Source organism: Aliihoeflea sp. (assembly GCF_052435475.1).
GTDB lineage: Bacteria > Pseudomonadota > Alphaproteobacteria > Rhizobiales > Rhizobiaceae > Aliihoeflea.
Genome location: NZ_JBQVMV010000007.1, coordinates 142,108 through 167,511, shown reverse-complemented (window position 1 = coordinate 167,511; position 25,404 = coordinate 142,108). Strand labels below are relative to the sequence as shown.

26 protein-coding genes are annotated in these 25,404 nt (G+C 65.2%); 8 read left to right on the top strand and 18 right to left on the bottom strand.

Features of this window, described 5'->3' with window-relative positions:
- Positions 1 to 195 precede the first annotated feature (195 nt).
- From ACT6QU_RS10835 to ACT6QU_RS10820, 4 genes are all read right to left on the bottom strand, one after another.
- The gene (locus ACT6QU_RS10835; RefSeq protein ID WP_444565413.1) at positions 196 to 1,230 is read right to left on the bottom strand and encodes an aspartate-semialdehyde dehydrogenase; all 1,035 of its coding nucleotides are present in this window, start codon (positions 1,228 to 1,230) and stop codon (positions 196 to 198) included.
- A gap of 107 nt (positions 1,231 to 1,337) precedes the next feature.
- Positions 1,338 to 1,463 (bottom strand): hypothetical protein, encoded by a 126-nt coding sequence (locus ACT6QU_RS10830; RefSeq protein ID WP_444565412.1) that lies wholly within the window; start codon positions 1,461 to 1,463, stop codon positions 1,338 to 1,340.
- Between the two features lie 180 nt (positions 1,464 to 1,643).
- Positions 1,644 to 2,723 (bottom strand): zinc-binding metallopeptidase family protein, encoded by a 1,080-nt coding sequence (locus tag ACT6QU_RS10825; RefSeq protein WP_444565411.1) that lies wholly within the window; start codon positions 2,721 to 2,723, stop codon positions 1,644 to 1,646.
- A gap of 134 nt (positions 2,724 to 2,857) precedes the next feature.
- A complete protein-coding gene (locus ACT6QU_RS10820) occupies positions 2,858 to 3,532 on the bottom strand; it encodes a DUF1236 domain-containing protein (RefSeq protein ID WP_024588328.1) in 675 nt (224 codons plus the stop codon).
- 240 nt (positions 3,533 to 3,772) lie between these two features.
- On the opposite strand from ACT6QU_RS10820, the gene ACT6QU_RS10815 reads away from it, so the two are divergent.
- Positions 3,773 to 4,588 carry a lytic murein transglycosylase gene (locus ACT6QU_RS10815; RefSeq protein ID WP_444565410.1) on the top strand — a complete coding sequence of 272 codons (816 nt, stop codon included), beginning with the start codon at positions 3,773 to 3,775 and terminating at the stop codon, positions 4,586 to 4,588.
- A 66-nt stretch (positions 4,589 to 4,654) separates the two neighbouring features.
- Here ACT6QU_RS10815 and ACT6QU_RS10810 read toward each other — a convergent pair whose 3' ends face one another.
- The 5 genes from ACT6QU_RS10810 to ACT6QU_RS10790 all read right to left on the bottom strand — a co-directional run bounded on the left by ACT6QU_RS10810 (position 4,655) and on the right by ACT6QU_RS10790 (position 9,446).
- A complete protein-coding gene (locus tag ACT6QU_RS10810) occupies positions 4,655 to 5,878 on the bottom strand; it encodes an argininosuccinate synthase (protein ID WP_444565409.1) in 1,224 nt (407 codons plus the stop codon).
- 106 nt (positions 5,879 to 5,984) lie between these two features.
- Entirely contained in the window at positions 5,985 to 6,179 is a 195-nt protein-coding gene (locus ACT6QU_RS10805) for a hypothetical protein (protein ID WP_444565408.1), read from the bottom strand.
- Positions 6,180 to 6,193: 14 nt separating this feature from the next.
- Positions 6,194 to 7,612, bottom strand: coding sequence for a TRAP transporter large permease (locus ACT6QU_RS10800; RefSeq protein ID WP_024588332.1), 1,419 nt, complete (start codon positions 7,610 to 7,612; stop codon positions 6,194 to 6,196).
- Positions 7,609 to 8,229 carry a TRAP transporter small permease subunit gene (locus ACT6QU_RS10795; RefSeq protein WP_444565407.1) on the bottom strand — a complete coding sequence of 207 codons (621 nt, stop codon included), beginning with the start codon at positions 8,227 to 8,229 and terminating at the stop codon, positions 7,609 to 7,611. The genes ACT6QU_RS10800 and ACT6QU_RS10795 overlap by 4 nt, the downstream gene beginning before the upstream one ends.
- A gap of 80 nt (positions 8,230 to 8,309) precedes the next feature.
- A complete protein-coding gene (locus ACT6QU_RS10790; RefSeq protein ID WP_024588334.1) occupies positions 8,310 to 9,446 on the bottom strand; it encodes a TRAP transporter substrate-binding protein in 1,137 nt (378 codons plus the stop codon).
- A gap of 160 nt (positions 9,447 to 9,606) precedes the next feature.
- Between ACT6QU_RS10790 and ACT6QU_RS10785 the strand changes: the two genes are divergently transcribed.
- Complete coding sequence (locus tag ACT6QU_RS10785) at positions 9,607 to 10,251, top strand: LysE family translocator (RefSeq protein WP_444565406.1); 645 nt, start codon at positions 9,607 to 9,609, stop codon at positions 10,249 to 10,251.
- Here ACT6QU_RS10785 and ACT6QU_RS10780 read toward each other — a convergent pair.
- The 3 genes from ACT6QU_RS10780 to ACT6QU_RS10770 all read right to left on the bottom strand — a co-directional run bounded on the left by ACT6QU_RS10780 (position 10,232) and on the right by ACT6QU_RS10770 (position 12,625).
- Positions 10,232 to 10,696 (bottom strand): hypothetical protein, encoded by a 465-nt coding sequence (locus tag ACT6QU_RS10780; protein WP_444565405.1) that lies wholly within the window; start codon positions 10,694 to 10,696, stop codon positions 10,232 to 10,234. The genes ACT6QU_RS10785 and ACT6QU_RS10780 overlap by 20 nt on opposite strands.
- A gap of 10 nt (positions 10,697 to 10,706) precedes the next feature.
- Positions 10,707 to 11,930, bottom strand: a complete 1,224-nt coding sequence (gene rlmN, locus ACT6QU_RS10775; protein ID WP_444565404.1) for a 23S rRNA (adenine(2503)-C(2))-methyltransferase RlmN — start codon at positions 11,928 to 11,930, stop codon at positions 10,707 to 10,709.
- Positions 11,931 to 12,121: 191 nt separating this feature from the next.
- A complete protein-coding gene (locus ACT6QU_RS10770) occupies positions 12,122 to 12,625 on the bottom strand; it encodes an invasion associated locus B family protein (RefSeq protein ID WP_024588340.1) in 504 nt (167 codons plus the stop codon).
- A 386-nt stretch (positions 12,626 to 13,011) separates the two neighbouring features.
- Between ACT6QU_RS10770 and ACT6QU_RS10765 the strand changes: the two genes are divergently transcribed.
- Complete coding sequence (locus tag ACT6QU_RS10765) at positions 13,012 to 13,587, top strand: sigma-70 family RNA polymerase sigma factor (protein WP_444565403.1); 576 nt, start codon at positions 13,012 to 13,014, stop codon at positions 13,585 to 13,587.
- Here ACT6QU_RS10765 and ACT6QU_RS10760 read toward each other — a convergent pair whose 3' ends face one another.
- The 4 genes from ACT6QU_RS10760 to ACT6QU_RS10745 all read right to left on the bottom strand — a co-directional run bounded on the left by ACT6QU_RS10760 (position 13,588) and on the right by ACT6QU_RS10745 (position 15,849).
- Positions 13,588 to 13,968: a YkvA family protein gene (locus ACT6QU_RS10760; RefSeq protein WP_444565402.1), complete on the bottom strand. Its 381-nt coding sequence runs from the start codon at positions 13,966 to 13,968 to the stop codon at positions 13,588 to 13,590. It lies immediately after the preceding gene.
- Positions 13,969 to 14,020: 52 nt separating this feature from the next.
- Positions 14,021 to 14,317, bottom strand: a complete 297-nt coding sequence (locus tag ACT6QU_RS10755; RefSeq protein WP_444565401.1) for a 4a-hydroxytetrahydrobiopterin dehydratase — start codon at positions 14,315 to 14,317, stop codon at positions 14,021 to 14,023.
- Positions 14,317 to 14,913, bottom strand: a complete 597-nt coding sequence (gene thpR / locus ACT6QU_RS10750) for an RNA 2',3'-cyclic phosphodiesterase (protein WP_444565400.1) — start codon at positions 14,911 to 14,913, stop codon at positions 14,317 to 14,319. Before thpR ends, ACT6QU_RS10755 begins: the two co-directional genes overlap by 1 nt.
- Positions 14,914 to 15,213: 300 nt before the next feature.
- On the bottom strand, positions 15,214 to 15,849 hold the full coding sequence (locus ACT6QU_RS10745; protein ID WP_444565399.1) for an arylesterase: 636 nt from the start codon (positions 15,847 to 15,849) through the stop codon (positions 15,214 to 15,216).
- A 110-nt stretch (positions 15,850 to 15,959) separates the two neighbouring features.
- On the opposite strand from ACT6QU_RS10745, the gene ACT6QU_RS10740 reads away from it, so the two are divergent.
- The 4 genes from ACT6QU_RS10740 (at position 15,960) to ACT6QU_RS10725 (ending at position 20,936) form a co-directional block, all read left to right on the top strand.
- Positions 15,960 to 16,637: an ABC transporter ATP-binding protein gene (locus ACT6QU_RS10740; RefSeq protein WP_444565416.1), complete on the top strand. Its 678-nt coding sequence runs from the start codon at positions 15,960 to 15,962 to the stop codon at positions 16,635 to 16,637.
- A 61-nt stretch (positions 16,638 to 16,698) separates the two neighbouring features.
- Positions 16,699 to 19,245: an ABC transporter permease gene (locus tag ACT6QU_RS10735; protein ID WP_444565398.1), complete on the top strand. Its 2,547-nt coding sequence runs from the start codon at positions 16,699 to 16,701 to the stop codon at positions 19,243 to 19,245.
- Between the two features lie 219 nt (positions 19,246 to 19,464).
- Positions 19,465 to 20,244 carry a Bax inhibitor-1/YccA family protein gene (locus tag ACT6QU_RS10730; RefSeq protein WP_024588348.1) on the top strand — a complete coding sequence of 260 codons (780 nt, stop codon included), beginning with the start codon at positions 19,465 to 19,467 and terminating at the stop codon, positions 20,242 to 20,244.
- 122 nt (positions 20,245 to 20,366) lie between these two features.
- The gene (locus ACT6QU_RS10725) at positions 20,367 to 20,936 is read left to right on the top strand and encodes a GNAT family N-acetyltransferase (protein ID WP_444565397.1); all 570 of its coding nucleotides are present in this window, start codon (positions 20,367 to 20,369) and stop codon (positions 20,934 to 20,936) included.
- A 3-nt stretch (positions 20,937 to 20,939) separates the two neighbouring features.
- On the opposite strand, the gene ccmB is transcribed toward ACT6QU_RS10725, so the two are convergent.
- Complete coding sequence (gene ccmB, locus ACT6QU_RS10720) at positions 20,940 to 21,605, bottom strand: heme exporter protein CcmB (protein WP_444565396.1); 666 nt, start codon at positions 21,603 to 21,605, stop codon at positions 20,940 to 20,942.
- A 187-nt stretch (positions 21,606 to 21,792) separates the two neighbouring features.
- Positions 21,793 to 22,398 (bottom strand): heme ABC exporter ATP-binding protein CcmA, encoded by a 606-nt coding sequence (gene ccmA / locus ACT6QU_RS10715; RefSeq protein ID WP_444565395.1) that lies wholly within the window; start codon positions 22,396 to 22,398, stop codon positions 21,793 to 21,795.
- A 260-nt stretch (positions 22,399 to 22,658) separates the two neighbouring features.
- Here ccmA and acnA point away from each other — a divergent pair, with 260 nt between their 5' ends.
- The gene (gene acnA, locus ACT6QU_RS10710) at positions 22,659 to 25,352 is read left to right on the top strand and encodes an aconitate hydratase AcnA (RefSeq protein WP_444565394.1); all 2,694 of its coding nucleotides are present in this window, start codon (positions 22,659 to 22,661) and stop codon (positions 25,350 to 25,352) included.
- Positions 25,353 to 25,404: the final 52 nt, after the last annotated feature.

The window sequence follows — 25,404 nt, the reverse complement described above, 5'->3', positions numbered from 1 at the left end:
CAGGCCAACCGGGTCGGGCCAAGCTGCGAAAACCGCAGACAAACGCCTTCGTGCAGCATCAAAATGCTCGCTACACCGATTTTGCAACGATCCCCCTTGTGGGGAGGGATAAAGGGTGGGGGTCGCCCTTCGTGGAAACCGCAAACAAAAAGGCCGGGCGTGAACCCGGCCTTTTGCGTTCAATTTCCAGTTCGATCAGGCCGCCTGCTTCTTCGGCTGGATCAACCCGCGCGCGACCAGCAGTTCGGCGATCTGGACCGCATTCAGCGCGGCACCCTTGCGCAGATTGTCGGAGACGACCCACATGTTGAGGCCGTTTTCGATGGTCTGGTCCTCGCGGATACGGCTGATATAGGTCGCATCCTCGCCGGCCGAATCGAGCGGGGTGACGTAGCCGCCGTCCTCGCGCTTGTCGATGACGAGGCAACCGGGGGCGTCGCGCAGGATTTCGCGCGCTTCGTCGGCGGTGATCGGGTTCTCGAACTCGATGTTGACCGCTTCGGAATGGCCGATGAAGACCGGCACGCGCACGGCGGTGCAGGTGACCTTGATCTTCGGGTCGAGCATCTTCTTGGTCTCGGCCATCACCTTCCACTCTTCCTTGGTGGAGCCATCATCCATGAAGACGTCGATGTGGGGGATGACGTTGAAGGCGATGCGCTTCGTGAACTTCTTGGCCTCTACCGGATCGGCGACGAAGACGGCGCGGGTCTGGGTGAAGAGCTCGTCCATGCCTTCCTTGCCGGCGCCGGAGACAGACTGGTAGGTCGAAACAACGATGCGCTTGATCGTCGCCTTGTCGTGCAACGGCTTCATGGCCACGACGAGCTGCGCGGTCGAGCAGTTCGGATTGGCGATGATGTTCTTCTTCGTGAAGGCGTCGATTGCGTCCGGGTTCACTTCGGGCACGATCAGCGGCACGTCCTGGTCGTAGCGGAAGGCGGACGAGTTATCGATGACGACGCAGCCCTGGCGGCCGATCTTCGGCGACCATTCCTTCGACACGTTGCCGCCGGCCGACATCAGGCAGATGTCGGTGTCGGAAAAGTCGTACTGCGCAAGGTCGCGCACCTTCAAGGTGCGGTCCCCATAGGAGACTTCCGTGCCCTGGCTGCGGCGCGAGGCGAGCGCCACGACCTCGTCGGCCGGAAAGCCGCGCTCTTCCAGAATGTTCAGCATTTCGCGCCCGACATTGCCGGTGGCGCCTACGACTGCGATCTTGAAACCCATATCGTTGATCCTCGATCTCTCCGCGCTTCGACCGTGAGACCGTCCGCCGGCCATGAAGCGGACCTTCTCCCTGGCCAGACCGGGGAGAGATCGGAAAGGCCAGTGGATCAGACGGTTTTGGTGGTGGTTTTGAAGAGCTTGGTGGCCGGAGTCGAACGAAGGCGCGCGCGCGTCTCGTCGTGCCCGAAGGCGGCGAGCGAAGAGGCCATGAATGCCAGTATGAGGCCGCGCATTGCGAAATTCCCGTTCGGCAGGGGTTTTACGCGGTTCTGTGGCGGAGTCAATCGGCAGACGGAGGGGAGTGGGAGTAGGGGAATAGGGGAGTAGGTTAAGAAAAGGGCCTGGCGAACAAAGCGAGCGGCTTGCGCTCGCACTCGCACGCCCAAATACTCCCCTACTCCCCTACTCCCCGTTCAATGAGGCCCCGAACGTCCGCGCGTCTCCGCCATCAACTCATGGACGAAACGAAGCTTCTCGGCGACCGGTTCGGAAATCACGAACGGGTAGAGATCCGGCAGGCCCATGCAGCGGTTGATCTGGTTGGATGCCTCGCAGAGGATCAGCCAGCGGGTCAGGAGCTCGTCGAAATCGGCCGGCGGCTCGGGGTCGGCGGCATGGGCTGCGACGGGCTGATCGGCGAATTCGCCTTCGTTCGGCGGGAGATCGTGCTCGACCGCGGTGTCGAGACGGCCGAGTGGCATGTTGAGGGCGGCGGTCATTTCCAGCGTGTCGTAGATGTGGAGATAGTGCGCCCAGGTCTCGGCCCAGTCCTCCCAGGCATGGCTCGCGGCATAGTGCGAGATGTAGTTCTGCTCCCAGCCGGGCTGCGGGCCCGCCTCGTAATGACGCTGCAGCGCCTGCATGTAATCCTCGGTGTCGTCGCCGAAGAGCGCGCGGAAACGGTCGAGCCATTGCCCGTCGTCGCGGATCAGGCGATCCCAGTAATAGTGGCCGAGTTCGTGGCGGAAATGGCCGAGCAGCGTGCGATAGGCCTCGCCCATCGCGACGCGCATCTTCTCGCGCTCGGGGCTGTCGGCTTCGGCGACGTTGAGCGTGATGAGGCCGTTGTCGTGGCCGGTCAGGACGCGTTCGCCTCCCGGTCCCGCGCCGATCGGGTCCGCCAGGAAGTCGAAGGCGAGGCCCACCTCGTCACCGGGGTTCGCCTTGGGAAAGGCGTCGAGACCGAAATGGAGGAGTTGGTAGACGGCGCGCTTCTTGGCCGCCTCCGTATGCGCCCAGCGCTCCGGATTGCCCTGGATCGACAGGTCGGGGATGGTCTGGTTCAAGGAGCAGGCACGGCAAAAGCCGCCCTCGATTTCGGCGACCCAGTTGCAGGCGGCCGGAAGGGCGTTCGTGCAGGTGAACCCGCCCTGTCCCGTCACGACGAAATTCTCCTGCATCGGGTCGTAGAGGACGGCCGTGCCGCAGGCGAGGCACATGCCGTTCTCGAAATAGAGACGGCTCGAACATTGCGGGCAAGAAAAGAGCTTCATGGGAGGATCATCCGGGAGAGGGCGTCGAAACCGGGAAACTCGCGACAATCGCAGCCGTTCCGGCGATCGGCACGCGGCGCAAAAGAAAAGCCGCCGGCACGCGGCCGACGGCTCTTCCTGCGAAATGTCCGGGCTTAGCGGACGATGTAGACGATCCGGCGCGATTCCGGCTCGATGACGACCGGCTGGCCGTTGATGTAGGCGTAGCGGTAGTCGTAGTCCGGGATTTCGCGGATCTCGACCGTATCCGGTACGCCGGCACCGACGACGACTTCGCCGTCGAGATAGACCGGCTCGACTTCGTTCTCCATGACATAGGTGCGGAGCTGCGGGTCCGGGTCGGTCAGAACGCCTTCGGTCAGGCCGCCGGTCGCGGCGCCTGCAACGGTTCCGACGGCTGCGCCGATGGGGCCTGCGACGAGTGCGCCGGCGATCGCGCCAGTGGCGGCGCCGGAAATCGCGCCTGCACCGGTGGCGGTGCTTTCCTCATAGGTCGCGACCGGGATCATCTCGGCCGGACGCTCGGTGACGACGATCTGCGCGCCGGCATTGTCGGCGATCAGATAGTCGGAATAGGCCCAGCCTTCCGCACCGGCGGCCGAAACCTGGCACCACTTGGAATTTTCGAGGCAGCCGGCGAGCGTCGCTTCGCCGCTGGCGGCGATCGAGCCGACGATCGGGTATTGCGGGCCGGGGCCGGCGCGCACGTTGAGGTCAGTCGTGGCAGTCACGGCGGTCTGTGCAAAGGCCGTCGACGAGGCCAGCAGCACGACGGCGATGGCCGCCGACGAGGTCAGGATGTTCTTCATGTTCGTGTTCTCCGCAGGGGGGTGTCACCTTCGCGGTAACAACGGCGTGAAAGCCCCCTGGTTCCGCGGCGCGATGCTTGTTTGCGGGCGGATCACAATTCGGTCAACATGATCGGACAACCACGACGGGATAACGTGCGGGTAAGAAGCGTATGCAAGAGTGATCGGCAGGCCGACGCTTTTGCGTCCACGCGCCCGCAGGGGCCACACTTCATCTCAGGCATTTCGAAAGGCAGACGGATGGCAGGACGGGGAAAGATTTTGCTGGGCGCAGTCGTGGCACTGGCAGCGAGCGTGTCGCTCGCCCAGGCGCAGCAATGCGGCAATGACGGCGCGGGCTTCGAGGCCTGGAAGGGCCAGTTCGCACAGCGCGCGGCATCGAACGGCATCGGGCAGCGCGGCGTCTCGGCCCTCCAGGGCACCAGCTACGCGACGCGCACCATCGCGGCCGATCGCAAGCAGGGTGGCGGCTTCACCCTGACGCTCGACCAGTTCCTCGAGCGGCGCGGCGGCAACGCCATCGTCTCGCGCGGCACGCAGCTCAAGCGCCAGAACGCCGATCTTCTCGCCCGCATCGAGCGCGTCTATGGCGTGCCGGCCGGCCCGCTGATGGCGATCTGGGGCATGGAAACCGGCTTCGGCGGCTTCCTCGGCAACGAGAACATCCTGTCCGCCGTCGCCACGCTTGCCTATGACTGCCGGCGTTCGGAATTCTTTTCCGGCCACCTGATCGGTGCGCTGCAGCTCGTCGACCAGGGCAACCTCAACCCGGCGGCCAAGGGCGCGGCGCATGGCGAAATCGGCCAGACGCAGTTCCTGCCGGCAAACGTCGTGCGCTACGGCGTCGACGGCGATGGCGACGGGCGCATCGACCTGATCAACAGCCGCGCCGATGCGCTCGCCTCGACCGCCAACTTCCTGCGCGGCCATGGCTGGCGCGCCGGCGCCGGCTACCAGCCGGGCGAGCCGAACTTCGCGGCGATCCAGGGCTGGAACGCCGCCAGCGTCTACCAGCAGGCGATCGCCGTGCTCGGACGCCAGATCGACGCGAACTGAGACGGAGATCCGGACAAGAAAAAGGGCCCCGCGAGGGGCCCTTTTTTATGGATCGTAATTCGGGGCTCAGCCCTGCCGCTTTCTTGCCGCCAGCGTGCGCAGGCGCAGGGCGTTGAGGCGGATGAAGCCTTCGGCGTCCTTCTGGTCGTAGGCGCCGCGGTCGTCCTCGAAGGTGACCAGAGCATCTGAGTAAAGCGACTTTTGCGAGCGGCGGCCGGTGACGATGACGTTGCCCTTGTAGAGCTTGAGGCGCACTTCGCCCTCGACGTCTTCCTGACTCTTGTCGATCAGCGCCTGCAGCATCTCGCGCTCGGGCGAGAACCAGAAGCCGTTATAGATCAGCTCCGCATAGCGGGGCATGATGTCGTCCTTCAGATGCGCGGCGCCGCGGTCGAGCGTGATCGATTCGATGGCGCGGTGCGCGGCGATGAGGATCGTGCCGCCGGGCGTCTCGTAGACACCGCGCGATTTCATGCCGACGAAACGGTTCTCGACGAGATCGAGACGGCCGATGCCGTTGTCGCGGCCGAGGTCGTTGAGTGCGGCGAAGAGGGTCGCCGGCGACATTTCCTTGCCGTCAAGCGCGACCGGGTCGCCCTTGCGGAAGGTGATGACGACATCCGTCGCATTGTCGGGCGCATCCATCGGCGAGATGGTGCGCTGGTGGACATATTCCGGCGGCTCCTGCCACGGGTCTTCCAGCACCTTGCCCTCGGAGGAGGAGTGCAGGAGGTTCGCGTCGACCGAAAAAGGTGCCTCGCCCTTCTTGTCCTTGGTGACCTGAATCTGGTGCTGCTCGGCGAAATTGATCAGGTCCGTGCGCGACTTGAAGGTCCAATCGCGCCACGGCGCGATGACCTTGATGTCGGGGTTGAGCGCGTAGGCGGAGAGCTCGAAGCGGACCTGGTCGTTGCCCTTGCCGGTCGCGCCGTGGGCGATGGCATCGGCGCCGGTCTCCTCGGCGATCTCGACGAGGCGCTTGGAGATCAGCGGGCGGGCGATCGAGGTTCCGAGAAGGTAGGTGCCTTCATAGACGGCATTGGCGCGGAACATCGGGAAGACGAAGTCGCGGATGAATTCCTCGCGCACGTCCTCGATATAGATTTCCCTGATGCCGAGCATCTCGGCCTTCTTGCGGGCCGGCTCCAACTCGTCGCCCTGTCCGAGATCGGCGGTGAAGGTCACGACCTCCGCGCCCAGCTCCGTCTGGAGCCATTTCAGGATGATCGAGGTGTCGAGGCCGCCCGAATAGGCGAGCACGACCTTCTTAACGTCTTTCCATTTCGACATTCGGGAACCTGCCTGCGATGAATTCCGTTTCGGGCGCCAAAGCCCGTCCGGTCGCCCTTTTAGCAGGAATGGCGGGCCGGACAAGGCGTCCGGCCCGGGCCGTGTCCTACAGGTCGTGCATGCGTGCCCGCTTCGAGCGGACCCCTCGGCGGGCCGTCTCGTAGAGATCGTAGAGCACGGCAGCGATGCCGATCGCGATGACCATGCCGAGGTCGAGCCGCGGCACCTTCCACAAGATGACCGCGAAGAAGGCGACGAACCCGATCAGGGCGAGCGGCGGAGCCAGTCTGTTGGCAAGCATCGAAGCGTCCTTTCCTATCTTCCGTAGATCGCCTGGGGCAGGCCGTAGACGAGCTGCGGGAAGATGTAGAGCAGCGCCATGGTGATGAAGACCATGCCCACATAGGGCAGCGATCCGGCGAAGATCTGCGTCAGGCGGACCTCCGGCGGGGCGATGCCCTTGAGATAGTAGGCCGACATCGCCATCGGCGGTGTCAGGAACGACGTCTGCAGGTTGAGCGCGATCAGGATGCCGAAGAACAGGGGATCGATCTCGAAGATCACCAGCAAGGGCAGGAAGATCGGCACGAAGATGATGATGATCTCCGACCATTCGAGCGGCCAGCCCAGAAGGAAGATGATGAACTGGGCCAGGATCAGGAACTGGAACGGGGTCAGGTCCATGCCGACCACGAAGTCGCGCACGACATGCTCGCCGCCGAGATAGGAGAACACGGAGGCGAAGACCCAGGAGCCGACGAACAGCCAGCAGACCATCGCCGTCGTGCGCACGCTCAGATAGACCGATTCCCGCAGTCTTCGCCACGTCAGCGCGCGGTAGGCGATCGCCAGGACGAGACCGCCCAGAGCGCCGATGGCCGCGGCCTCGGACGGCGTTGCGAGGCCGAACAGGATCGCGCCCAGCACCGACATGATGAGAACGGCGAGCGGGAAGAACGAGGTCAGCATCATCCACATGAGCCGCCCGAGCGGGATCGGCTCCGCCGGTTCGACGGGCTTTGGCGCAAGGCTCGGCTGCATGACCGCGCGGATGATGATGTAGACGAGATACATGCCCGCCAGCAGGAAGCCGGGAACGAGCGCGCCGGCATAGAGCCGCACGATCGAGGTGCCCGACGCCGCCGCGTAGACGATCAGCATGATCGAGGGCGGGATCAGGATGCCGAGCGTGCCGCCGGCGCAGATGACGCCCGAGGCGAAGCTGGTGTCGTAGCGCGCCTTCATCATGGCCGGGAAGGCGAGCAGGCCCATCAGCGTGACGACGGCGCCGACGATGCCGGTGGCGGTGGCGAAGAGCGCGCAGGTGATGAGCGCGGCGACCGCCATCGAACCCGGCACGCGGCGGGTGGCGATGCTCAGCGTCTCGAACAGGCGGTCGACGATGTTGGCGCGTTCGACGATGTAGCCCATGAACAGGAACAGCGGGATCGCGGTCAGGACGTCGTTGGCCATGACCGAATAGGTCTGGTTGACGAAGAGATCGAAGATGCGGTTGTTGAAGAAGCCGCCGATCCAGGACTGCCACAGATCGAAGGACGACACGTCCTGATCGAGCATCCGGTTGTACGGCGCCCACATGCGGCCGGCGTCGAAATAGGCGTAGTAGCCGAAGCCGATCGCCAGCGCCATCAAGGTGAAGGCAATCGGAAAGCCCAGCATGATGACGAAGATGAACAGCCCGAGCATCACCAGGGCAATGACGGGATCGCTCATGGGCGGGGCTCCTTCGGCGTGACGACATCGACGGCTTCGCTGCCGTGTTGAAGCACCGGCGCGTTTTCGCGCAGCATGATGGTTTCGAGTTCCTCTACGTCAGGCGCGGGCTGCGGCCATTCGTTGGTCCGCATGGTGACGAGGCAGCGGCAGACCTGCGCGATGCCCTGGATCAGGAGCAGGGTTCCCGCGGCGACGATGACGGTCTTGAACTGGTAGATCGGCATTCCCGCCGGGCTCATCGTGCTGACTTCCATGTAGCCCCAGGAGCGGCTGGCATATTTCCAGCCGGAGATGACGAGAGCGAGCACGCCAGGGAAAAAGAAGAAGAAGTAGAGGACGAACTCGATCTTGGCCTGCGTGCGCGGCTGCCAGAGCCGGTAGACGAAGTCGCCGCGCACATGTCCGTTGCGCGACAGCGTGTAGGCGCCGGCCATCATGAACATCGTGCCGTACATCATGTAGCTCAGATCAAAGGCCCAGGGGGTCGGGGCGCGGAATGCGTAGCGGACGAGAACCTCGTATCCGACGCCGAGAGCCATGATGACGATGCACCAGGCGAAAACCTTGCCGAACCACGCCGACAACTCGTCGGCGAATGCAATGAAGCGGAGCATGAACTGCCAATCCCGTTACAGATAAAGTCCGGCCCCTGACGAACAGGAGCCGGACAAGAAGAAGGTTCCGGGCTCGGCCCTTAGCCTTCCATCTTCAGCTTGCCGGGGAAATAATGCTCGTAGGCAAGCGCCAGGTCCGCCGAGTTCATCAGTTCGTAGAAGGTGACACGTTCGACCCATTCGCGCTGGCTGTCGAGCACCTTCTTCATGAAGGGATCGGCCTCGAGCGTGGGGATGATCTTGTCCCAGGCTTCGAGTTGCGCGGCGAGGATTTCCCTCGACGTGCGGTGCACCGTCACGCCGCTTTCTTCCTGCAGCTTGACGAGATCGGCCGAGTAGTTGTCGAGCGCGAGCGCCGTGTTGGCGGTGCTGGCAGCTTCGACGCCATATTCGAGGATCGCCTTCAGATCGTCGTCCAGCCCGTCGAAGACGTCGCGGTTGAACATGAACTCGAAGGATTCGCTCGCCTGGTGGTAGGACGACAGGATGTAGTGCTTGGCGACGTCCTGCGAGCCGAAACGAAGATCCGACGAGGGATTGTTGAACTCGAAGGCGTCGATGACGCCACGCTCCATCGCCGGCACGATTTCGCCGCCGGGAAGCTGCGCGACGCTCATGCCCATTTCCTGCAGCAGGTCGGCGGCAAGGCCGACGGTGCGGTACTTGAAGCCGTTGATGTCGGCGACCGTGGTGACGGGCTCCTTGAACCAGCCGAAGGGCTGGGCCGGCATCGGGAAGCCGTAGAAGGCGACCACGTTCAGGCCCATGATGTCCTGCGTCAGCTCCTGGTAGAGCTCCTTGCCGCCGCCCTGGTGGAACCAGGCGAGCATGGTCGTGGCGCTGCCGCCGAAGACCGGGCCGGTGCCGAAGAGCGAGGCCGCCTTGTGCTTGCCGTACCAGTAGACCGGAACGGTGTGGGTGGCGTCGATGATGCCGTCATTGACGGCGTCGAGAACCTGGAAGGCACCGACGACGGCGCCGGCCGGCAGAAGCTCGAACTTGATGCGGCCCGCCGACATCTTCTCGACGCGCTCGATGTACTGGCGCGCGAAATCCATCCAGATGTCGGATGAAGGCCACGAGGTCTGCATCTTGATGGTGACGGGTGCCTGCGCGAGCACGGCGGGTGCGGCCAGCGCGCTGGCGGCGGTCGCGCCGACAACGGTGGTTGCACCTGCGCCGAGGAATTTCCGGCGCGAAAGCGATCTGTTTTCCATATTGGTCTCCTCCCAAAGACAGCGCCGGCATTTCTCGCCGGCCCTGCCGCGGAGGATAGCTATTACGTTAAGTAACGCAAGCGGCCGTCGCGCGATGTGTGGCGCATACGACTAATGGCTAATATGATCGCGACTGCCTTTTCTGATCCGGATGACGCCCATGGAATTCCTTCCGACCACCGCCATGCTTGTCCAGTTCGCCATCGCCACGATCGTCATCGCGATCACGCCGGGGCCCGACATGACGCTGTTCGTCGGCCGCGCGCTGTCGGAGGGTCGGGCGGCTGGGTTTGCCTGCATGCTGGGCGCGATGACCGGGATCGTCATCCACACGGCGCTGGTCGCGCTCGGGCTTTCCGCGCTCATCGTCGCCTCGCCCGAGGCCTTCTTCGTCCTGAAGCTCGTCGGTGCGCTCTATCTCGTCTGGCTCGCCTATCAGGCGATCCGGCACGGATCGGCCTTCTCGCCCGGCACCGGGGAGGCGCGGGCGAAGCGCTCCTTCTTCGCCAATTGGGCGACGGGGCTCGGCATCAACCTGCTCAATCCGAAGATCATCCTGTTCTTCATGACCTTCCTGCCGCAGTTCGTCTCGGCATCCGACCCCGATGCGCCCGCGAAGCTGTTCTTCCTCGGCGCGCTGTTCATTCCGCTGTCGCTGCCGATCACGGTGCCGATGGTGATCGCGGCCGACAGCTTTTCGGCGCTCCTGAAGCGCTCGCCGCGCGTGACGCGGGTCATCGACTATGTGTTCGCAGGCGTGTTCTCGGCCTTCGCGCTGCGCATTCTCATGACGCAGGCGCGCTAGGCTCGTCGCGCCAGCGGCCCGCATTGCGACCGGCGACGAGCCAATAGGCGATGCCGCCGACGAGGCCGGCGGCGACCGTCAGCAGCATCAGGCCGGGATCGTTGGCAGCGCCTGGCGCATCAAGTATTTCGGCCATCCGCCAGCCGGCGTAAAGCGCGACCGGCGCACCGGCGAGCGCATGGGCGAGCCAGGACCGCCAGCCCAGAAGCTCGGCTGCGACGGCGACCAGCAGGAAGGCGCCGAAGGACAAATTGCCGATGATCAGGGCGAGGAACGGGACCGTGACGAAGAGCGTCGGGCGTGCCGCCTCGGACAGTTCCGGGATAATTGCGACGACGGTCGAGGCGAAGAGAAAACTGAGGAAGAAGCTTGCGGCGAGGCAGGCGACGACGAAACCGGCAAGGATCGCGATGAAGCGGACGATGTAGGTGACGAGGCGATCCATCCTCGCCGGCCTATTCGCCGTGGCCTGCAATCATCATCGCCTCGAGCGCCAGGCGCTCCGATTTCTTCATGCGCTCGGATTCGGACTTCAACTGGCCGCAGGCGGCGAGGATGTCGCGGCCGCGGGGGGTGCGGATCGGCGAGGCGTAGCCGGCGGCGTTGACGTAGTCGGCGAACTTCTCGATCTGCTCCCAGTCGGAGCACTGATAGTTGGAGCCGGGCCACGGATTGAACGGGATCAGATTGATCTTGGCGGGAATGCCGCGCAGGAGCTTTACGAGTTCCTTGGCGTCCTCCAGCGAATCGTTGATGTCCTTGAGCATCACATATTCGAAGGTGATGCGGCGTGCGTTCGACAGGCCGGGATAGTCGCGGCAGGCCTGGATCAGCGTGTGCAGCGGATACTTCTTGTTGATCGGCACCAGTAGGTCGCGCAAATCGTCGTTCACGGCGTGGAGCGAAATCGCCAGCATGACGCCGAGTTCGTCGCCGGTGCGGTAGATTTCCGGCACGACGCCGGAAGTGGAGAGCGTGATGCGGCGCTTGGAGAGCGACAGCCCGTCGCCGTCGGAGGCGATCAGCAGCGCCTTCTTCACTTCCTCGAAATTGTAGAGCGGCTCGCCCATGCCCATCATGACGATGTTGGTGATCTTGCGCCCTTCGGCGGGCACGATCGCGCCGTCCGGCGTGTCGCGGTCGGGAAAGTCGCCGAGCCGGTGGCGGGCGGTCATCAACTGGGTGAGGATTTCCTCGGCCGTCAGGTTGCGCACCAGCTTCTGCGTGCCGGTGTGGCAGAAGGTGCAGGTCAAGGTGCAGCCGACCTGGCTCGAAATGCACAGCGTGCCGCGCCCTTCCTCGGGAATGTAGACGGTCTCGATCTCGACCGGGCGGCCGGCGCCGCGCGGGGGAAAGCGGAACAGCCACTTGCGCGTGCCGTCCTCGGAGATCTGCTCCTCGACGATTTCCGGCCGGGCAATGGTGAAGGCTTCGGCCAGCTTGCCGCGCAGTTCCTTGGAGATGTTGAACATATGCGCGAAATCGGCGACGCCGCGCACATAGAGCCAGTGCCAGAGCTGCTGGACGCGCATGCGGCGCTGCTTTTCGGGAATGCCGATCTCGCCCAGCGCCGCGGCCATCTCCTCGCGCGACATGCCGATCAGCGACGGCTTCTCGGCGCTCTTCGGGCGAAGGGCGGCACGGGTGGCGGGCTGGGTCAGGTCGAGCGTCAGGGTCATCGGTCGGTGATCTCGGAAATCGGGACAATCGCGGCGGCTGAACGTCAATCGTTCCTATCACGAACGAAACGTCGCCGCTAATCGGGCGGCGCGAGGGCCGGCCGGTCGGTGGCGCTCACATAAGCGACGTTGCGGCAAATGAAAAGGCCGGAGCTTTCGCCCCGGCCAATTCAGCGTTTCTCAAGCCGATCCTAGCTGCAGTTCTGGATCGAGGAGAGGGCGGCGGTGATGCCGCGAAGCGAGAAGGTGTAGTTGGTCTCGTTGCCGCGGCCGGAGCGCGCCGAAATCTTCATGTCGGCGCCGCCGCGCATGGCGGCGATCAGCTCGCCCTCCTGAGCGGCGTTTTCGAGCCAGGCGGAGGTGCCGCGCGTGAACATCGAATAGGTCGAATTGCCCACCTGGACCGTCACCTTCGAATTGTCCTGCAGATTGTAGGACGCGATGAACTGCGGCTCGTAGGAGACGTTCTGGCCCGGTTTCTGGCTGACGAAGAAGAAGATGTCGCCATGGTTGAGGCTGGTCGGCTGCTTGTCGGTCGGAACCGTCAGCACATAGCACACGCGCCCGCCATCACCCTCGTAGGAATAGGTGCCCCAGGCATTGTGCTGGCCGATCTTGGTCGCGGACTGGGCGAGCGCCGGCGTGGCGAGAGCGACCATGCTGAGGCAGGAGAGTGTCGCGATTGTTCTGCGCATGGCTTATCTTTGATCCCTGTCTGATCGTTTTGGACTGCTTAACGAAACGGGCGCTGAGGCCCGGATTGCCTCGAATTTTACGGAAACGGGGTTACCAAAGAATAAACCGGCTGGCGCTGGCTTGCCGATCCCCGAGCTTCCCCTCCCCTCATCCGGTCGCCCGGCCTCAGGGTCAGTTCTGATTGCACGGGCGCATCCGTGCCGTGGCCCTGCGCGCCCGTCGTCCCTGACCGGATGTTGAACCGGGCAAACGCGGCAAGATTTTGACTGAATGTGTCAGGCCGTGAAGTTGGCTGCGAAGTTGACGGTTGCGCGCGCCAGACACGCCGCTTACTCTTGCCCGAAACAGCGGCAGCAAGGCCGTTCGGGAGAGTTTTCCGCATCGCATGACGACGACGCCTGCACAGAACCACGCAAGGCTGGCCGCTCGCGTGGCCGTCGACCGCGACCGGGCCGCCTTTGAAATCCTGTTCGACCATTTCGCGCCGCGCGTGAACGGCCATCTGCAGCGTCTTGGGATGGACCGGGGGCAGGCCGAGGACCTCGCTCAGGAGGTCATGTCGGTCCTCTGGCACAAGGCGCATCTGTTCGATCCGGCGAAGTCCTCGCTCGCGACATGGCTCTACCGCATCGCGCGCAACCGGCGGATCGACCTCCTGCGCCGTGACAAATCGCATCGGCTCGATCCTGCCGACCCGATCTTCGAGCCGGACGCGCCCGAACCCGCCGACGAGGCGGTGGACGGCGCGCGTCGCGACGAGCGGGTGCAGCTGGCGCTTTCCGCGCTGCCGGCCGAGCAGATCGAACTGATCCGCCTCGCCTTCTTCGCCGGGCTGACGCACAGCCAGATCGCGGAGCGCACCGGACTGCCGCTCGGCACCGTCAAGTCGCGGATCAGGCTGGCCTTCTCGCGGATGCGCAAGGCGCTGGAAGCCGATGCGCAGGTCGATACGGCCGACTGATCAGGCCGAGCGCTCGAAACGGTCGAGCGCGTCGCGCGCGGCGTCGCGATGTTCGGGCGTGATGTGGGCGCGAATGTTCGCGATCGCGGCGGTCAGCACCGCGATGTCGTCGGTGAAGCCGAGGCCGAGGATGAAATCCGGCACCAGGTCGAAGGGCAGGACGAAATAGGCGAGCGCGGCCAGAAGCGTGCCCCGCGCGCGCAAGGGCGTTTTCGGGTCGAGCGCACAATAATAGGCGGCGACGAGTTCGTCGGCGAAGGGGATGTGGCGCGAGGCGCGCTTGAAGGTGCGCCAGAAGCCGCCCGCCACGCGGCGCGCGCGCTCCTCGTTGGTGCGCCGGTCGCCCGGCTGCAGAATGTCGTCGATTGTCGCCTGCTTCATCGGTTTTCGATCCCGTTCAACGGTTGAGAAATGGGATCAGTGCGAAACCGCTTCAAGCCTCGAACAATTTGTCGAAGCGCTTGGCCATGTCGACGTCGCGCTGCGACAGGCCGCCGACATCGTGCGAGGTCAGGCGCACGTCGACGCGGTTGTAGACGTTCGACCATTCGGGATGGTGGTCGGCCTTTTCGGCGGCAAGCGCGCAGCGCGTCATGAAGCCGAAGGCCTGGCTGAAATTTTTGAACTTGAAGCTGCGCGAGATGCCCTTGCCATCCGCGTCGCGCGTCCAGTCCGGCAGCGTTTCGAGCGCTGCCGGGATTTCCGTTTCCGCGAGGGCGTCCGTCGCCATCAGCGCGGCGTCCATGCCGGCTGGGGGATGCTTGCCCAGCCGCCGCGCGCCGTCTGCTCGACCCGGTCGAGCGGCCATGCCTCCTCGACCACATAGGGGCCGCCGCCGATCGAATCGCGCGAGGACATCATGACGAAGCGGCCGACCCGGAACGGAGCGGTCGAGAAATTGCCGCGCATGGACAGGTAATGCGCGACTTCGCCCGGCGAGACGTTGCGCAGGCGTGCGACCGTGACATGCGGGGTGAATTTGCGCGCATCCGCCGGCAGGCCGAGGCGCTGGCCGATCCGCTCGATCTCGGCCTGAAGCGCGTTGAGTTCGGGCGAGGGCGCGACGCGGGCATAGACCGAATGCGGCTTCTTCGAGCCGAAGGCGCCGACGCCGGACAGGCAGAGCGTGAAGGGGGGCCGGTGGACACGGTCGAGCGCGACCGCGATCTCGTCGGCGACATGACCGGGCACGTCGCCGTAAAAGCGCAGCGTCAGGTGATAATTCTCGGGGTCGATCCAGCGTGCGCCGGGCAGGCCGCCGCGCAAGAGGGAGAGCGAAAGGGCGGCGTCGCGCGGAATTTCGAGAGCGGTGAAAAGTCGCGGCATGGTCTGGTCCTTCCCCAAATCCGGCCGGCTGCTGACGGGAGCAGGCGGCCTTGGCCGCTTCGACGCCGAGTTTGCCTGAAGGGCGCCGAAGCCGGGATGTCAGCCCGAAGATCGGGCGGCGAACCGGTCGGCGAAAAACGACGCTTGTAGTGCGGCATCTGCCGTCCGGGACTTTTCACCGGTACTTCGAGACCGGCTCTGGCCCTCCTCGAATCGACTGCGTCTGACTACAAGCGAATCACCGGCGGCTTCGTTCCGCAAGCGATTTTGCAGCGCAGCGTAATTCATCAACCGTTAACGTTACCCTTGCGCCTCGATATAGGCTTCCACCATCGGCAGCACGCCCTCGACCATGCGGTCGACGCCGGCCGCGCTCGGGTGCATCCGGTCGTCGAGCGTCATGCCCGAAACGGTGGTCACGCCGTCGAGGAAGAAGGGGTAGAGCTCGACGTCGAAGCGGCTGGCGAGGCCCGGATAGATGCCGTTGAAGCGGGTGCCGTAGGACGCGCCGAGATTGGGCGCGGCGAGCATGCCCATCAGCATCACGTCGATGTCGCGGGCATCGAGCCGTTCCATCATCTGGGTAAGGTTGCGCTCGGTGACGCCCGGGTCGACGCCGCGCAGCATGTCGTTGGCGCCGAGCCCCAGGATGACGAGCTGTGTATCGTCGGGCACCGACCAGTCGAGGCGGGCGAGGCCCGCGCTCGTCGTATCGCCGGAGACGCCGGCATTGGCGATCACCACATCGTGACCGCGCGCCTTCAGCGCTTCTTCCAGCCTTTCGGGGAAGGATTCGCCCGGGTTCAACTGGTATCCGGCCATCAGACTGTCACCGAAGGCCACGATCCGCACCGGTTCGGCCATCGCCGAGGCGACACCGGCGACGAGCGCCAGCGCGCCTACGACCAAAACGCGTATGGAAGAATTGAACGCCATCACCCACAACCCATATGAAACCAGCCGGTTCGCCGGCCCGTCAGGGAACGACCGTTCCCGCTTCAAAGCGCATATAGGAGCGATCGGCCGTGACTAAACCCGTCATCGAGATGAAAGACGTTTCGCTCACGCTCGGCGAGGGCGCATCGTCCGTCCATGTCCTGAAGGGCATCAGCCTCGACATCGCCGCCGGCGAGACGGCCGGCATCGTCGGCCCGTCCGGGTCGGGCAAGTCGACGCTTTTGATGGTGCTCGCCGGGCTGGAGCGCATCGATGCCGGGCAGATCCGGATCGCCGGCGAAGATCTGACCGCGATGAGCGAGGACCAGCTTGCCGCCTTTCGCGGCCGCAATGTCGGTATCGTCTTCCAGTCCTTCCACCTGATCCCCAATATGACGGCGCTCGAAAACGTCGCCGTGCCGCTGGAGCTTGCCGGCCGTGACGACGCCTTCGCCATTGCGGAGCGGGAGCTGACTGAGGTCGGCCTCAAGGATCGGCTGACGCATTATCCGGGCGAATTGTCGGGCGGCGAGCAGCAGCGCGTCGCCATCGCACGGGCCCTTGCGCCCTCGCCGCGCCTGCTCATCGCCGACGAGCCGACTGGCAACCTCGACCAGGCGACGGGCCGGCAGATCGCCGACATGCTGTTCGCCAAGGCCGTCGAGCGCGACATGACCTTGATGCTGGTGACGCACGACCCGGCACTGGCGGCGCGGTGCTCGCGGCAGATCGCGATTCGGTCGGGGCGGATCGAGAGCGAGCCGCAATTGCAGGCGGTGCGGGCGTGATGGGGGTGAGTCTTTTGAGCGGGAACCCTACCAAAGACTCTCGCACTGCGAGGCCGCTCCCATGACCTCCCGCCACCTCGCCCTCGCCTTCCGTTTCGCCGGCCGCGAAATGCGCGCCGGCCTTTCCGGCTTCCTCATCTTCATCGCCTGCATCGCGCTCGGTGTCGCGGCCATCGGAGGCGTCAACTCCGTCGCACAGGCGATCACGCTTGGCGTTTCCAACCAGGGCCAGACCCTGCTGGGCGGCGACATGCGCTTCGAGCTCAACCAGCGCGAGACGACGCCGGATGAGGCGGGTTTCCTCGCCGAGATCGGCGACGTGACGCACACGGCCGGCATCCGGTCGATGGTGCGGCTCGAGGACGGGTCGGACCAGACGCTGGTGGAGGCCAAGGCCGTCGATGGCGCCTATCCGCTTTATGGCGCGGTCGAGACCACGCTCACGAACCCCATCGCGACGCAGATCGAGGAGCGCGACGGTGTCTATGGCGCGGTGGCGCCGGACATCCTGTTCCAGCGGCTCGGGCTCGAGATCGGCGACCGTGTCGTCCTCGGCGACCAAATCTTCGAGCTGCGCGCCGAACTGCTGAACGAGCCCGACGCGATTTCGGACGGGTTCGGCCTTGCGCCGCGCCTGATGGTGTCGATCGATGGCCTGCGCGCCTCAGGCCTGTTGCAGGAAGGCAGCCTCGTCGAGCATGGCTACAAGATCCGCATGCCGCTCGGTACGTCGGAAGACGAGATCGAGGCCATCCGCGAGGCCGCTGGCGCGCAGTTTCCCGAGGCCGGCTGGTCGATCCGCTCGCGCACCAACGCCGCGCCGTCGCTCTCCTCCAATATCGAGCGCTTTTCGCAATTCCTGACGCTGGTCGGGCTGACCGCCCTCGTCGTCGGCGGCGTCGGGGTGGCAAATGCCGTGCGGGCCTATCTCGATGCCAAGCGCGGGGTCATCGCCACTTTCAAGAGCCTCGGCGCGTCGGGCGCGCTGGTCTTTTCCATCTACCTGATCCAGATCCTGATCATCGCCGGCGTCGGTATCGCCGTTGGTCTTGTGCTGGCTGCGATCATGCCGTTCGCGGCGAGCGCGATGCTCGCCAATGTCCTGCCGATCCCGTCCGAAGGCGGCATCTATCCCGGCGCGCTGGCGCTGGCGGCGCTGTTCGGCCTGATGGTGACGCTCGCCTTCGCCATATTGCCGCTCGGCCGCGCCCGCGACGTGCCGGCGACCGCGCTTTTCCGCGAACTCGGGCTCGAAGGTCGTGGCCTGCCGCGTGCGGTCTATGTGATTTCGGCGGCGGCGATCGCCATCATGCTGGCGGTCCTTGCGGTCGGTTTCTCCGGCGACCGGCGTATCGCGACCATCTTCGTCGGCGCGACCATATTCGCCTTTCTGGTGCTGCGCGTCGTGGGGGTGCTGGTGCAGGCGCTTGCCCGCCGCAGCCCGCGCGTTTCCTCCACCGCGCTCCGGCTCGCGCTGGGCAACGTCCACCGTCCCGGCGCCCTGACGCCGTCCGTCGTCTTGTCGCTCGGGCTCGGCCTGACGCTCCTCGTCACGCTGGCGCTGATCGATGGCAATCTTCGCCGGCAGATTTCGGGCAACCTGCCCGAGCAGGCGCCGAACTTCTTCTTCGTCGACATCCAGGCGAACGAGGTCGAGGATTTCGCGTCGCTGGTCGAGGCCGAGGCGCCCGAGGGCAAGCTCATTCGCGTGCCGATGCTGCGTGGGCGGGTAATGGAGATCAACGATGTCGACGTGCGCGAAATTCAGGTGCCGCCGGAAGGCGCCTGGGTGCTGCGCGGCGACCGCGGCATCACCTATGCGCGCAACGCACCGGAGAACTCGACGCTCTCCGAGGGCACGTGGTGGCCGGAAGATTACGACGGCGAGCCGCTGGTCTCCTTCGCAGCCGAGGAGGGCGGCGAGATCGGCCTGAAGCTCGGCGATACGATCACCGTCAACGTGCTCGGCCGCAACGTGACAGCCCGGATCGCCAATTTTCGGCAGGTCGAGTGGGAATCGATGGGCATCAACTTCGTCATGGTGTTTTCGCCCAACACCTTCGCCGGTGCGCCGCATTCCTGGCTGGCGACGCTTGCCGACGATACCGCGACCAACGCCGACGAGGCACGCATCCTCAATGCGATCACGCGGACCTTCCCGTCGGTGACGTCGGTGCGGGTCAAGGACGCGCTCGACATCGTCAACCAGATCGTCGCGCAGCTCGCCGTCGCGATCCGGGCGGCGGCGGGCGTGGCGCTCGTCGCCTCGGTGCTGGTGCTGTCGGGCGCGCTTGCCGCCGGCAACCGGGCGCGGGTTCACGATGCGGTGGTGCTGAAGACGCTGGGCGCCACGCGGCGAACGCTGATCACGGCTTTCTCGCTCGAATACACGATCATCGGGCTGGCGACGGCGATCTTCGCGCTCTTCGCAGGCGGTGTCGCGGCCTGGTTCGTGATCGCGCGGATCATGGGGCTGCCCTCGGCATTCCTGCCCGAAGTTGCCGTCTCGACGATCGTCATCGCGCTGGTGCTAACGGTCGGTTTCGGGCTCGTCGGCACGTGGCGCGTGCTCGGTCACAAGGCGGCACCCGTCTTGCGCGAACTTTAGAATGGGCTCACATTGTTGTCAGCGTTGACGATCGGGACTATTTGCCGCCGTTCACGCCACATTTCAGCGCCAGTTTGGTCTTGTGATCGTCGCACGGAATGCGCATATTCTGCCACAGGCATGCTGGAGTCCCGCCAGCGGCGCCTGGGCGCATGTTTAACGACATGTTCATGAGTACGCCCGACACCGGACGGGACAGTAGCAAAGAGGACCATTCACATGGCTGACCTTCGTAATTATCAGGCGCGGTACGGGGCCGCCGGCGTCCAGGCCGATGCCTCTATCGACCAGGGCCTGCGCGCCTATATGCTCAGGGTCTACAACCTGATGGCGCTCGGCCTCGCCATCACCGGCGTTGCCGCCCTAGGCACCGTCTCGCTCGCCACCACTTCCGATCCGAGCCAGGCCGTCGCCACGCTCGGCAACGGCTCGATGCTGACCGCGCTCGGCGCCACGCTCTACGGTTCGCCGCTGCGCTGGGTCGTCATGCTCGCGCCGCTCGCCATGGTGTTCTTCCTGTCGTTCCGCATCGACAAGATGAGCGTATCGGCCGCGCAGACCACCTTCTGGGCCTATGCCGCAATGATGGGCGTTTCGCTGTCGTCGATCTTCCTGGTCTACACGGCCCAGTCGATCACGCAGACCTTCTTCATCACCGCGACCGCCTTCGGTGCCCTGTCGCTGTGGGGCTACACGACCAAGCGTGACCTGACGGGCATGGGCTCGTTCTTGATCATGGGCGTGTTCGGCCTCATCATCGCGATGATCGTCAACATCTTCCTGCAGTCCTCGGCGCTTCAGTTCGCGGTTTCCGCGATCGGCGTGCTGATCTTCGCGGGCCTCACCGCCTACGACACGCAGAAGATCAAAGAGATGTATTTCGAGGGCGACGGCGCCGTCGCCATGGGCCGCAAGGCCATCATGGGCGCGCTGCGTCTCTACCTCGACTTCATCAACCTCTTCATGTTCATGCTGCAGTTCCTGGGCAACCGCGAATAGTCGGCACGAACGGAAATGGACAAGGGCGGCCTTCGGGCCGCCCTTTTTCGTTGGGCCAGCCGCACGCGGGATTTTCCTGATCGGAAAGCTCTCCTATCAATGATCGACCGGAGAGCCTTTGCATGACCGCCATCACCATCCGCCCCGCCACGCGCGCCGACCTTCCCGCCATCACCGCAATCTACGCCGACGCCGTTTCGAACGGCACGTCGAGCTACGAGCTCGTCCCGCCGGATCTTGCCGAGATGACGACGCGCTTCGCCGCGCTCGAGGCGGGCGGCTTTCCCTATCTCGCGGCGGAGCGGGGCGGCAAGCTGGTCGGCTACGCCTATGCCGGCGCGTTCCGTCCGCGCCCGGCCTACCGCTTCATCGTCGAGAACTCGGTCTATGTCGCGCCCGACGCCAAGGGTGCGGGCGTCGGACGGCTATTGATGGAGCGCCTGATCGAGGCAGCGACACAGCTCGGCTTTCGCCAGATGATCGCAGTCATCGGCGACGGTCGGCCGGACAGTGCTTCGGTGCGGCTTCATGCGAAGATGGGCTTTGCGGATGCCGGCAGGCTCGTCGGAACCGGCTACAAGCATGGCCGCTGGCTCGACACGGCCTTCATGCAGCTTGCGCTCAACGAGGGCGCGGATGCGCCGCCGGACCCCGCCTCGCTGCCCGAGCGCCGGTTCCGCGGCGAGGCCTGAGGTTCAATCCGATGACGATTTGAGCGCCAGCGCGGCGGCGAAGGGGCCGATCACTGCGAAGAAGAGGGTGAGGGCGCACAGGATCAGGAAAGGCGGCAGGAAGGGCTGGGGGTCGTTCGCCGCGCCATAGGCGGCGGAAACGCCGAAGATCAAAACCGGGATCACCAGCGGCAGGATCAGCACCGAGACGAGCAGCCCGCCGCGCGGGAGCGAGACGGCGACCGCCGCGCCCACCGCGCCGATGAAAGCGATGGCCGGAGTGCCGGCGAGAAGCGTCGCAGAGGTCGCGAGGATCGCGACCGGCTCCATGTTCATGAACAGGCCGAGCAGCGGCGAGGCGACGACCAGCGGCAGCACGCTCGCGGTCCAGTGCGCGGCGCATTTGACGAAGATCGTCACGGCCAGCATGTGGCGCTGGTCGGCGATGATCAGGAGATCGAGCGAGCCGTCCTCGCGGTCGGCCTGGAACAGGCGGTCGAGGCCGAGCAGGCTGGCGAGCAGCGCGCCGATCCAGAGGATGGCCGGGCCGATGCGGGCGAGGAGGTTCAGGTCGGGTCCGACGCCGAACGGGACGACGGCGACGATGGCGAGGAAGAACAGGACGCCCACCAGCGCCCCGCCGCCGGCGCGGATGCCGAGCCGGATGTCGCGGTGGAGGAGGGCTAGCATGCGGGTGATCCCGAAGCGTTGTGGGAGATCACCCCCACTCCGTCCCTTCGGGCCACCTCTCCCCCTGCCCGGGGGAGAGCAAGCCAAGCTGGAAAAACGCCGACGATGCGGCAGCGCATTTCCTCTCCCCCGGGCAGGGGGAGAGGTGGCCGCCGAAGGCGGCCGGAGTGGGGGTGCTTGCGCGGCGTCATGCGTGAGCGCCGCCCATCACCATCTCCCGAGCCCCCGCAATTCCCAGCGGCACGTGCGTCGCGGCCATGATCAGCCCGCCATCCTCCAGATGCGCCGCCATCAACCCCGCGAACTGCCGTTCCGAACGCGCGTCGAGCCCCGCTGTCGGCTCGTCCAGCAGCCAGACCGGGCGATAGCTCACCAGCAGGCGCGCGATCGACGCCCGGCGCTTCTGGCCTGTCGAGAGGTAGCCGAAGGGTAGGTGGCCGATGTCGGGAAGGCCGACCATGTCCAGCGCCTCGTCGATCTCCAGATGCGGCTCGCCCTCGAAGTCGCGCCAGAATTTCAGGTTCTCCTCGACGCTCAAGGCCGTCTTCATCGCGTTCTGGTGACCGAGATAGTGCGCCGACGACGCGATCGTCTCCTCGCCGACGCCTTTGAGCGAAACACTTCCCGCCGACGGCGCGAGAAGCCCGGCGACGACGCGCAGGAGGGTCGATTTGCCCGAGCCGTTCTCGCCGGTGACGACCAGCGCCTCGCCGGCCGAAATCGCGAAGTCGAGCGGGCCGAACACATGTTCGCCGCTCCGTTCGCCGCTCAGCCCTGTTGCCACGAGCCGCATGGCGGACCCCTTGCCAAATATCTATCACTACGGCGAAATTTGCCCCGCCGCTCTCTAGAACTCTTCTACGAAATTCTCTATAGAACCGGCAACCACGCCAGCGGTCGGCGTGCAGATCATTTTGGCCGAACCAGCATGCGCGCCGCCTTGAACGGCCCGGTTGCGAGGTGACGGACAGCGGAAATGACCGTACCCGCACCTTTGCGCGTGATGCACACTGGCGTTCGTCCCCCATCGGCACCGACAGTTAGGGAACGCACGTGTCAAAATCTCTCGACAGCTTCAATTGCCGCCGCACGCTCGACGTGCAGGGCACGCAATATACCTACTACAACCTGATCGAAGCCGAGAAGAACGGCCTGAAGGGCGTTTCCAAGCTGCCCTATTCGATGAAGGTGCTGCTCGAAAACCTGCTGCGCAACGAGGACGGCCGCACCGTCACGAAGGAAGCGATCCAGGCGGTCGCCGAGTGGCTGAACGACAAGGGCACGGCCGGCGTCGAGATCGCCTACCGCCCGGCGCGCGTTTTGATGCAGGACTTCACCGGCGTTCCGGCCGTCGTCGACCTCGCCGCGATGCGCGATGCGATGGTCGCACTCGGCGGCGATCCGGAGAAGATCAACCCGCTCGTTCCCGTCGACCTCGTCATCGACCACTCGGTCATCGTCGACGAATTCGGCACGCCGATGGCGTTCGCCCGCAATGTCGAGCTTGAATACCAGCGCAACGAAGAGCGCTACAAGTTCCTGAAGTGGGGCCAGCAGGCGTTCGACAATTTCCGCGTCGTGCCGCCCGGCACCGGCATTTGCCATCAGGTCAATCTCGAATATCTCGGCCAGACGGTCTGGACGAAGGAAGAGGACGGCGAGACCATCGCCTATCCCGACACCTGCGTCGGCACCGACAGCCACACGACCATGATCAACGGCCTCGGCGTCCTGGGCTGGGGCGTCGGCGGCATCGAGGCCGAGGCCGCTATGCTCGGCCAGCCCGTCTCGATGCTCCTGCCGGAAGTCATCGGCTTCAAGCTGACCGGCAAGCTCAGGGAAGGCGTCACCGCGACCGATCTGGTGCTCACCGTCGTCCAGATGCTGCGCAAGAAGGGCGTCGTCGGCAAGTTCGTCGAATTCTACGGTTCGGGCCTCGACAACATGACGCTCGCCGACCGCGCGACGATCGGAAACATGGGCCCCGAATACGGCGCAACCTGCGGCTTCTTCCCGGTCGACGGCGAGACGGTCAACTACCTGACCATGTCGGGCCGCGACGAGCACCGCATCGCGCTGGTCGAGGCCTATTCGAAGGCGCAGGGCATGTGGCGCGACGGCGACGGCTCCGACCTCGTCTTCACCGACACGCTCGAACTCGACATGGGCACCGTCGTCCCGTCGATGGCCGGCCCGAAGCGCCCCGAGGGCCGCGTCGCGCTGGAAGGCATCGCCTCCGGCTTCGCCGAGGCGCTCGGCGGCGAATACAAGAAGACCGTCGACACCGACCGCCGCTATGCGGTCGAGGGCGAAGACTACGAGATCGGCCATGGCGACGTCGCCATCGCGGCTATCACGTCCTGCACCAACACCTCCAACCCGTCGGTGCTGATCGCCGCCGGCCTTCTGGCGCGCAACGCCAACCGCCTCGGCCTGAAGCAGAAGCCATGGGTCAAGACCTCGCTCGCGCCCGGCAGCCAAGTCGTCGCCGAATATCTCGAGCGTGCCGGCCTTCAGACCGAACTCGACCAGATCGGCTTCAACCTCGTCGGATTTGGTTGCACGACCTGCATCGGCAACTCCGGCCCGCTGCCGGCGCCGATTTCCAAGACGATCAACGAGAAGGGCCTCATCGCCGCGGCCGTCCTGTCGGGCAACCGCAATTTCGAGGGCCGGGTCTCGCCGGACGTGCAGGCGAACTACCTCGCCTCGCCGCCGCTCGTCGTCGCCTATGCGCTCGCCGGCACGGTCACCAAGGACCTGACGTCGGAGCCGATCGGTCAGGACAAGGACGGCAAGGACGTGTTCCTGAAGGACATCTGGCCGACCTCGGCGGAGATCCAGGACTTCATCGCGCGGAACGTCACCCGCGAACTGTTCGCGTCGAAATATGCCGACGTCTTCAAGGGCGACGAGAACTGGCAGAAGGTGCAGGCGCCGTCCGGCCAGACCTACACTTGGGACGACGATTCGACCTATGTGCAGAACCCGCCCTATTTCGAGGGCATGGGCAAGAAGGCCGGCGGCTCGATCGCCCCGATCGCCGGGGCGCGCGTCCTCGGCCTCTTCGGCGACAAGATCACCACCGACCACATCTCGCCGGCGGGTTCGATCAAGGCGGCGTCGCCTGCGGGCGCCTACCTCACCGAGCACGGCGTCGGCGTTGCCGACTTCAACCAGTACGGCACGCGCCGCGGCAATCATGAAGTGATGATGCGCGGCACCTTCGCCAATATCCGCATCCGCAACCACATGCTGGGCGAGAACGGGCGCGAGGGCGGCTACACGATCCACTATCCCTCGAAGGAGGAGATGTCGATCTACGACGCGGCCATGCAGTACAAGGCCGAGGGCGTGCCGCTGGTCGTCTTCGCCGGCATCGAATACGGCAACGGCTCCTCGCGCGACTGGGCGGCCAAGGGCACCAACCTTCTCGGCGTGCGCGCCGTCATCGCCCAGTCCTTCGAGCGCATCCACCGCTCCAACCTGGTCGGCATGGGCGTCATCCCGTTCTGCCTCGAGGACGGCACAAGCTGGAAGGACCTGAACCTGAAGGGCGACGAGACCGTCACCATCGAAGGGCTCGACCAGATCAAGCCGCGCCAGCTCATGACCGCGAAGATCACCTATGCGGATGGTTCCGTGAAGGACGTTCCGGTCTGGTGCCGCATCGATACGCTCGACGAGCTCGACTACTTCAAGAATGGCGGCATCCTGCACTACGTGCTGCGCGATCTCGCGGCCTGACCGAATGCGGCCATCAAGGTCGCGTGATCGAAACCGGGGCCTCGCGCCCCGG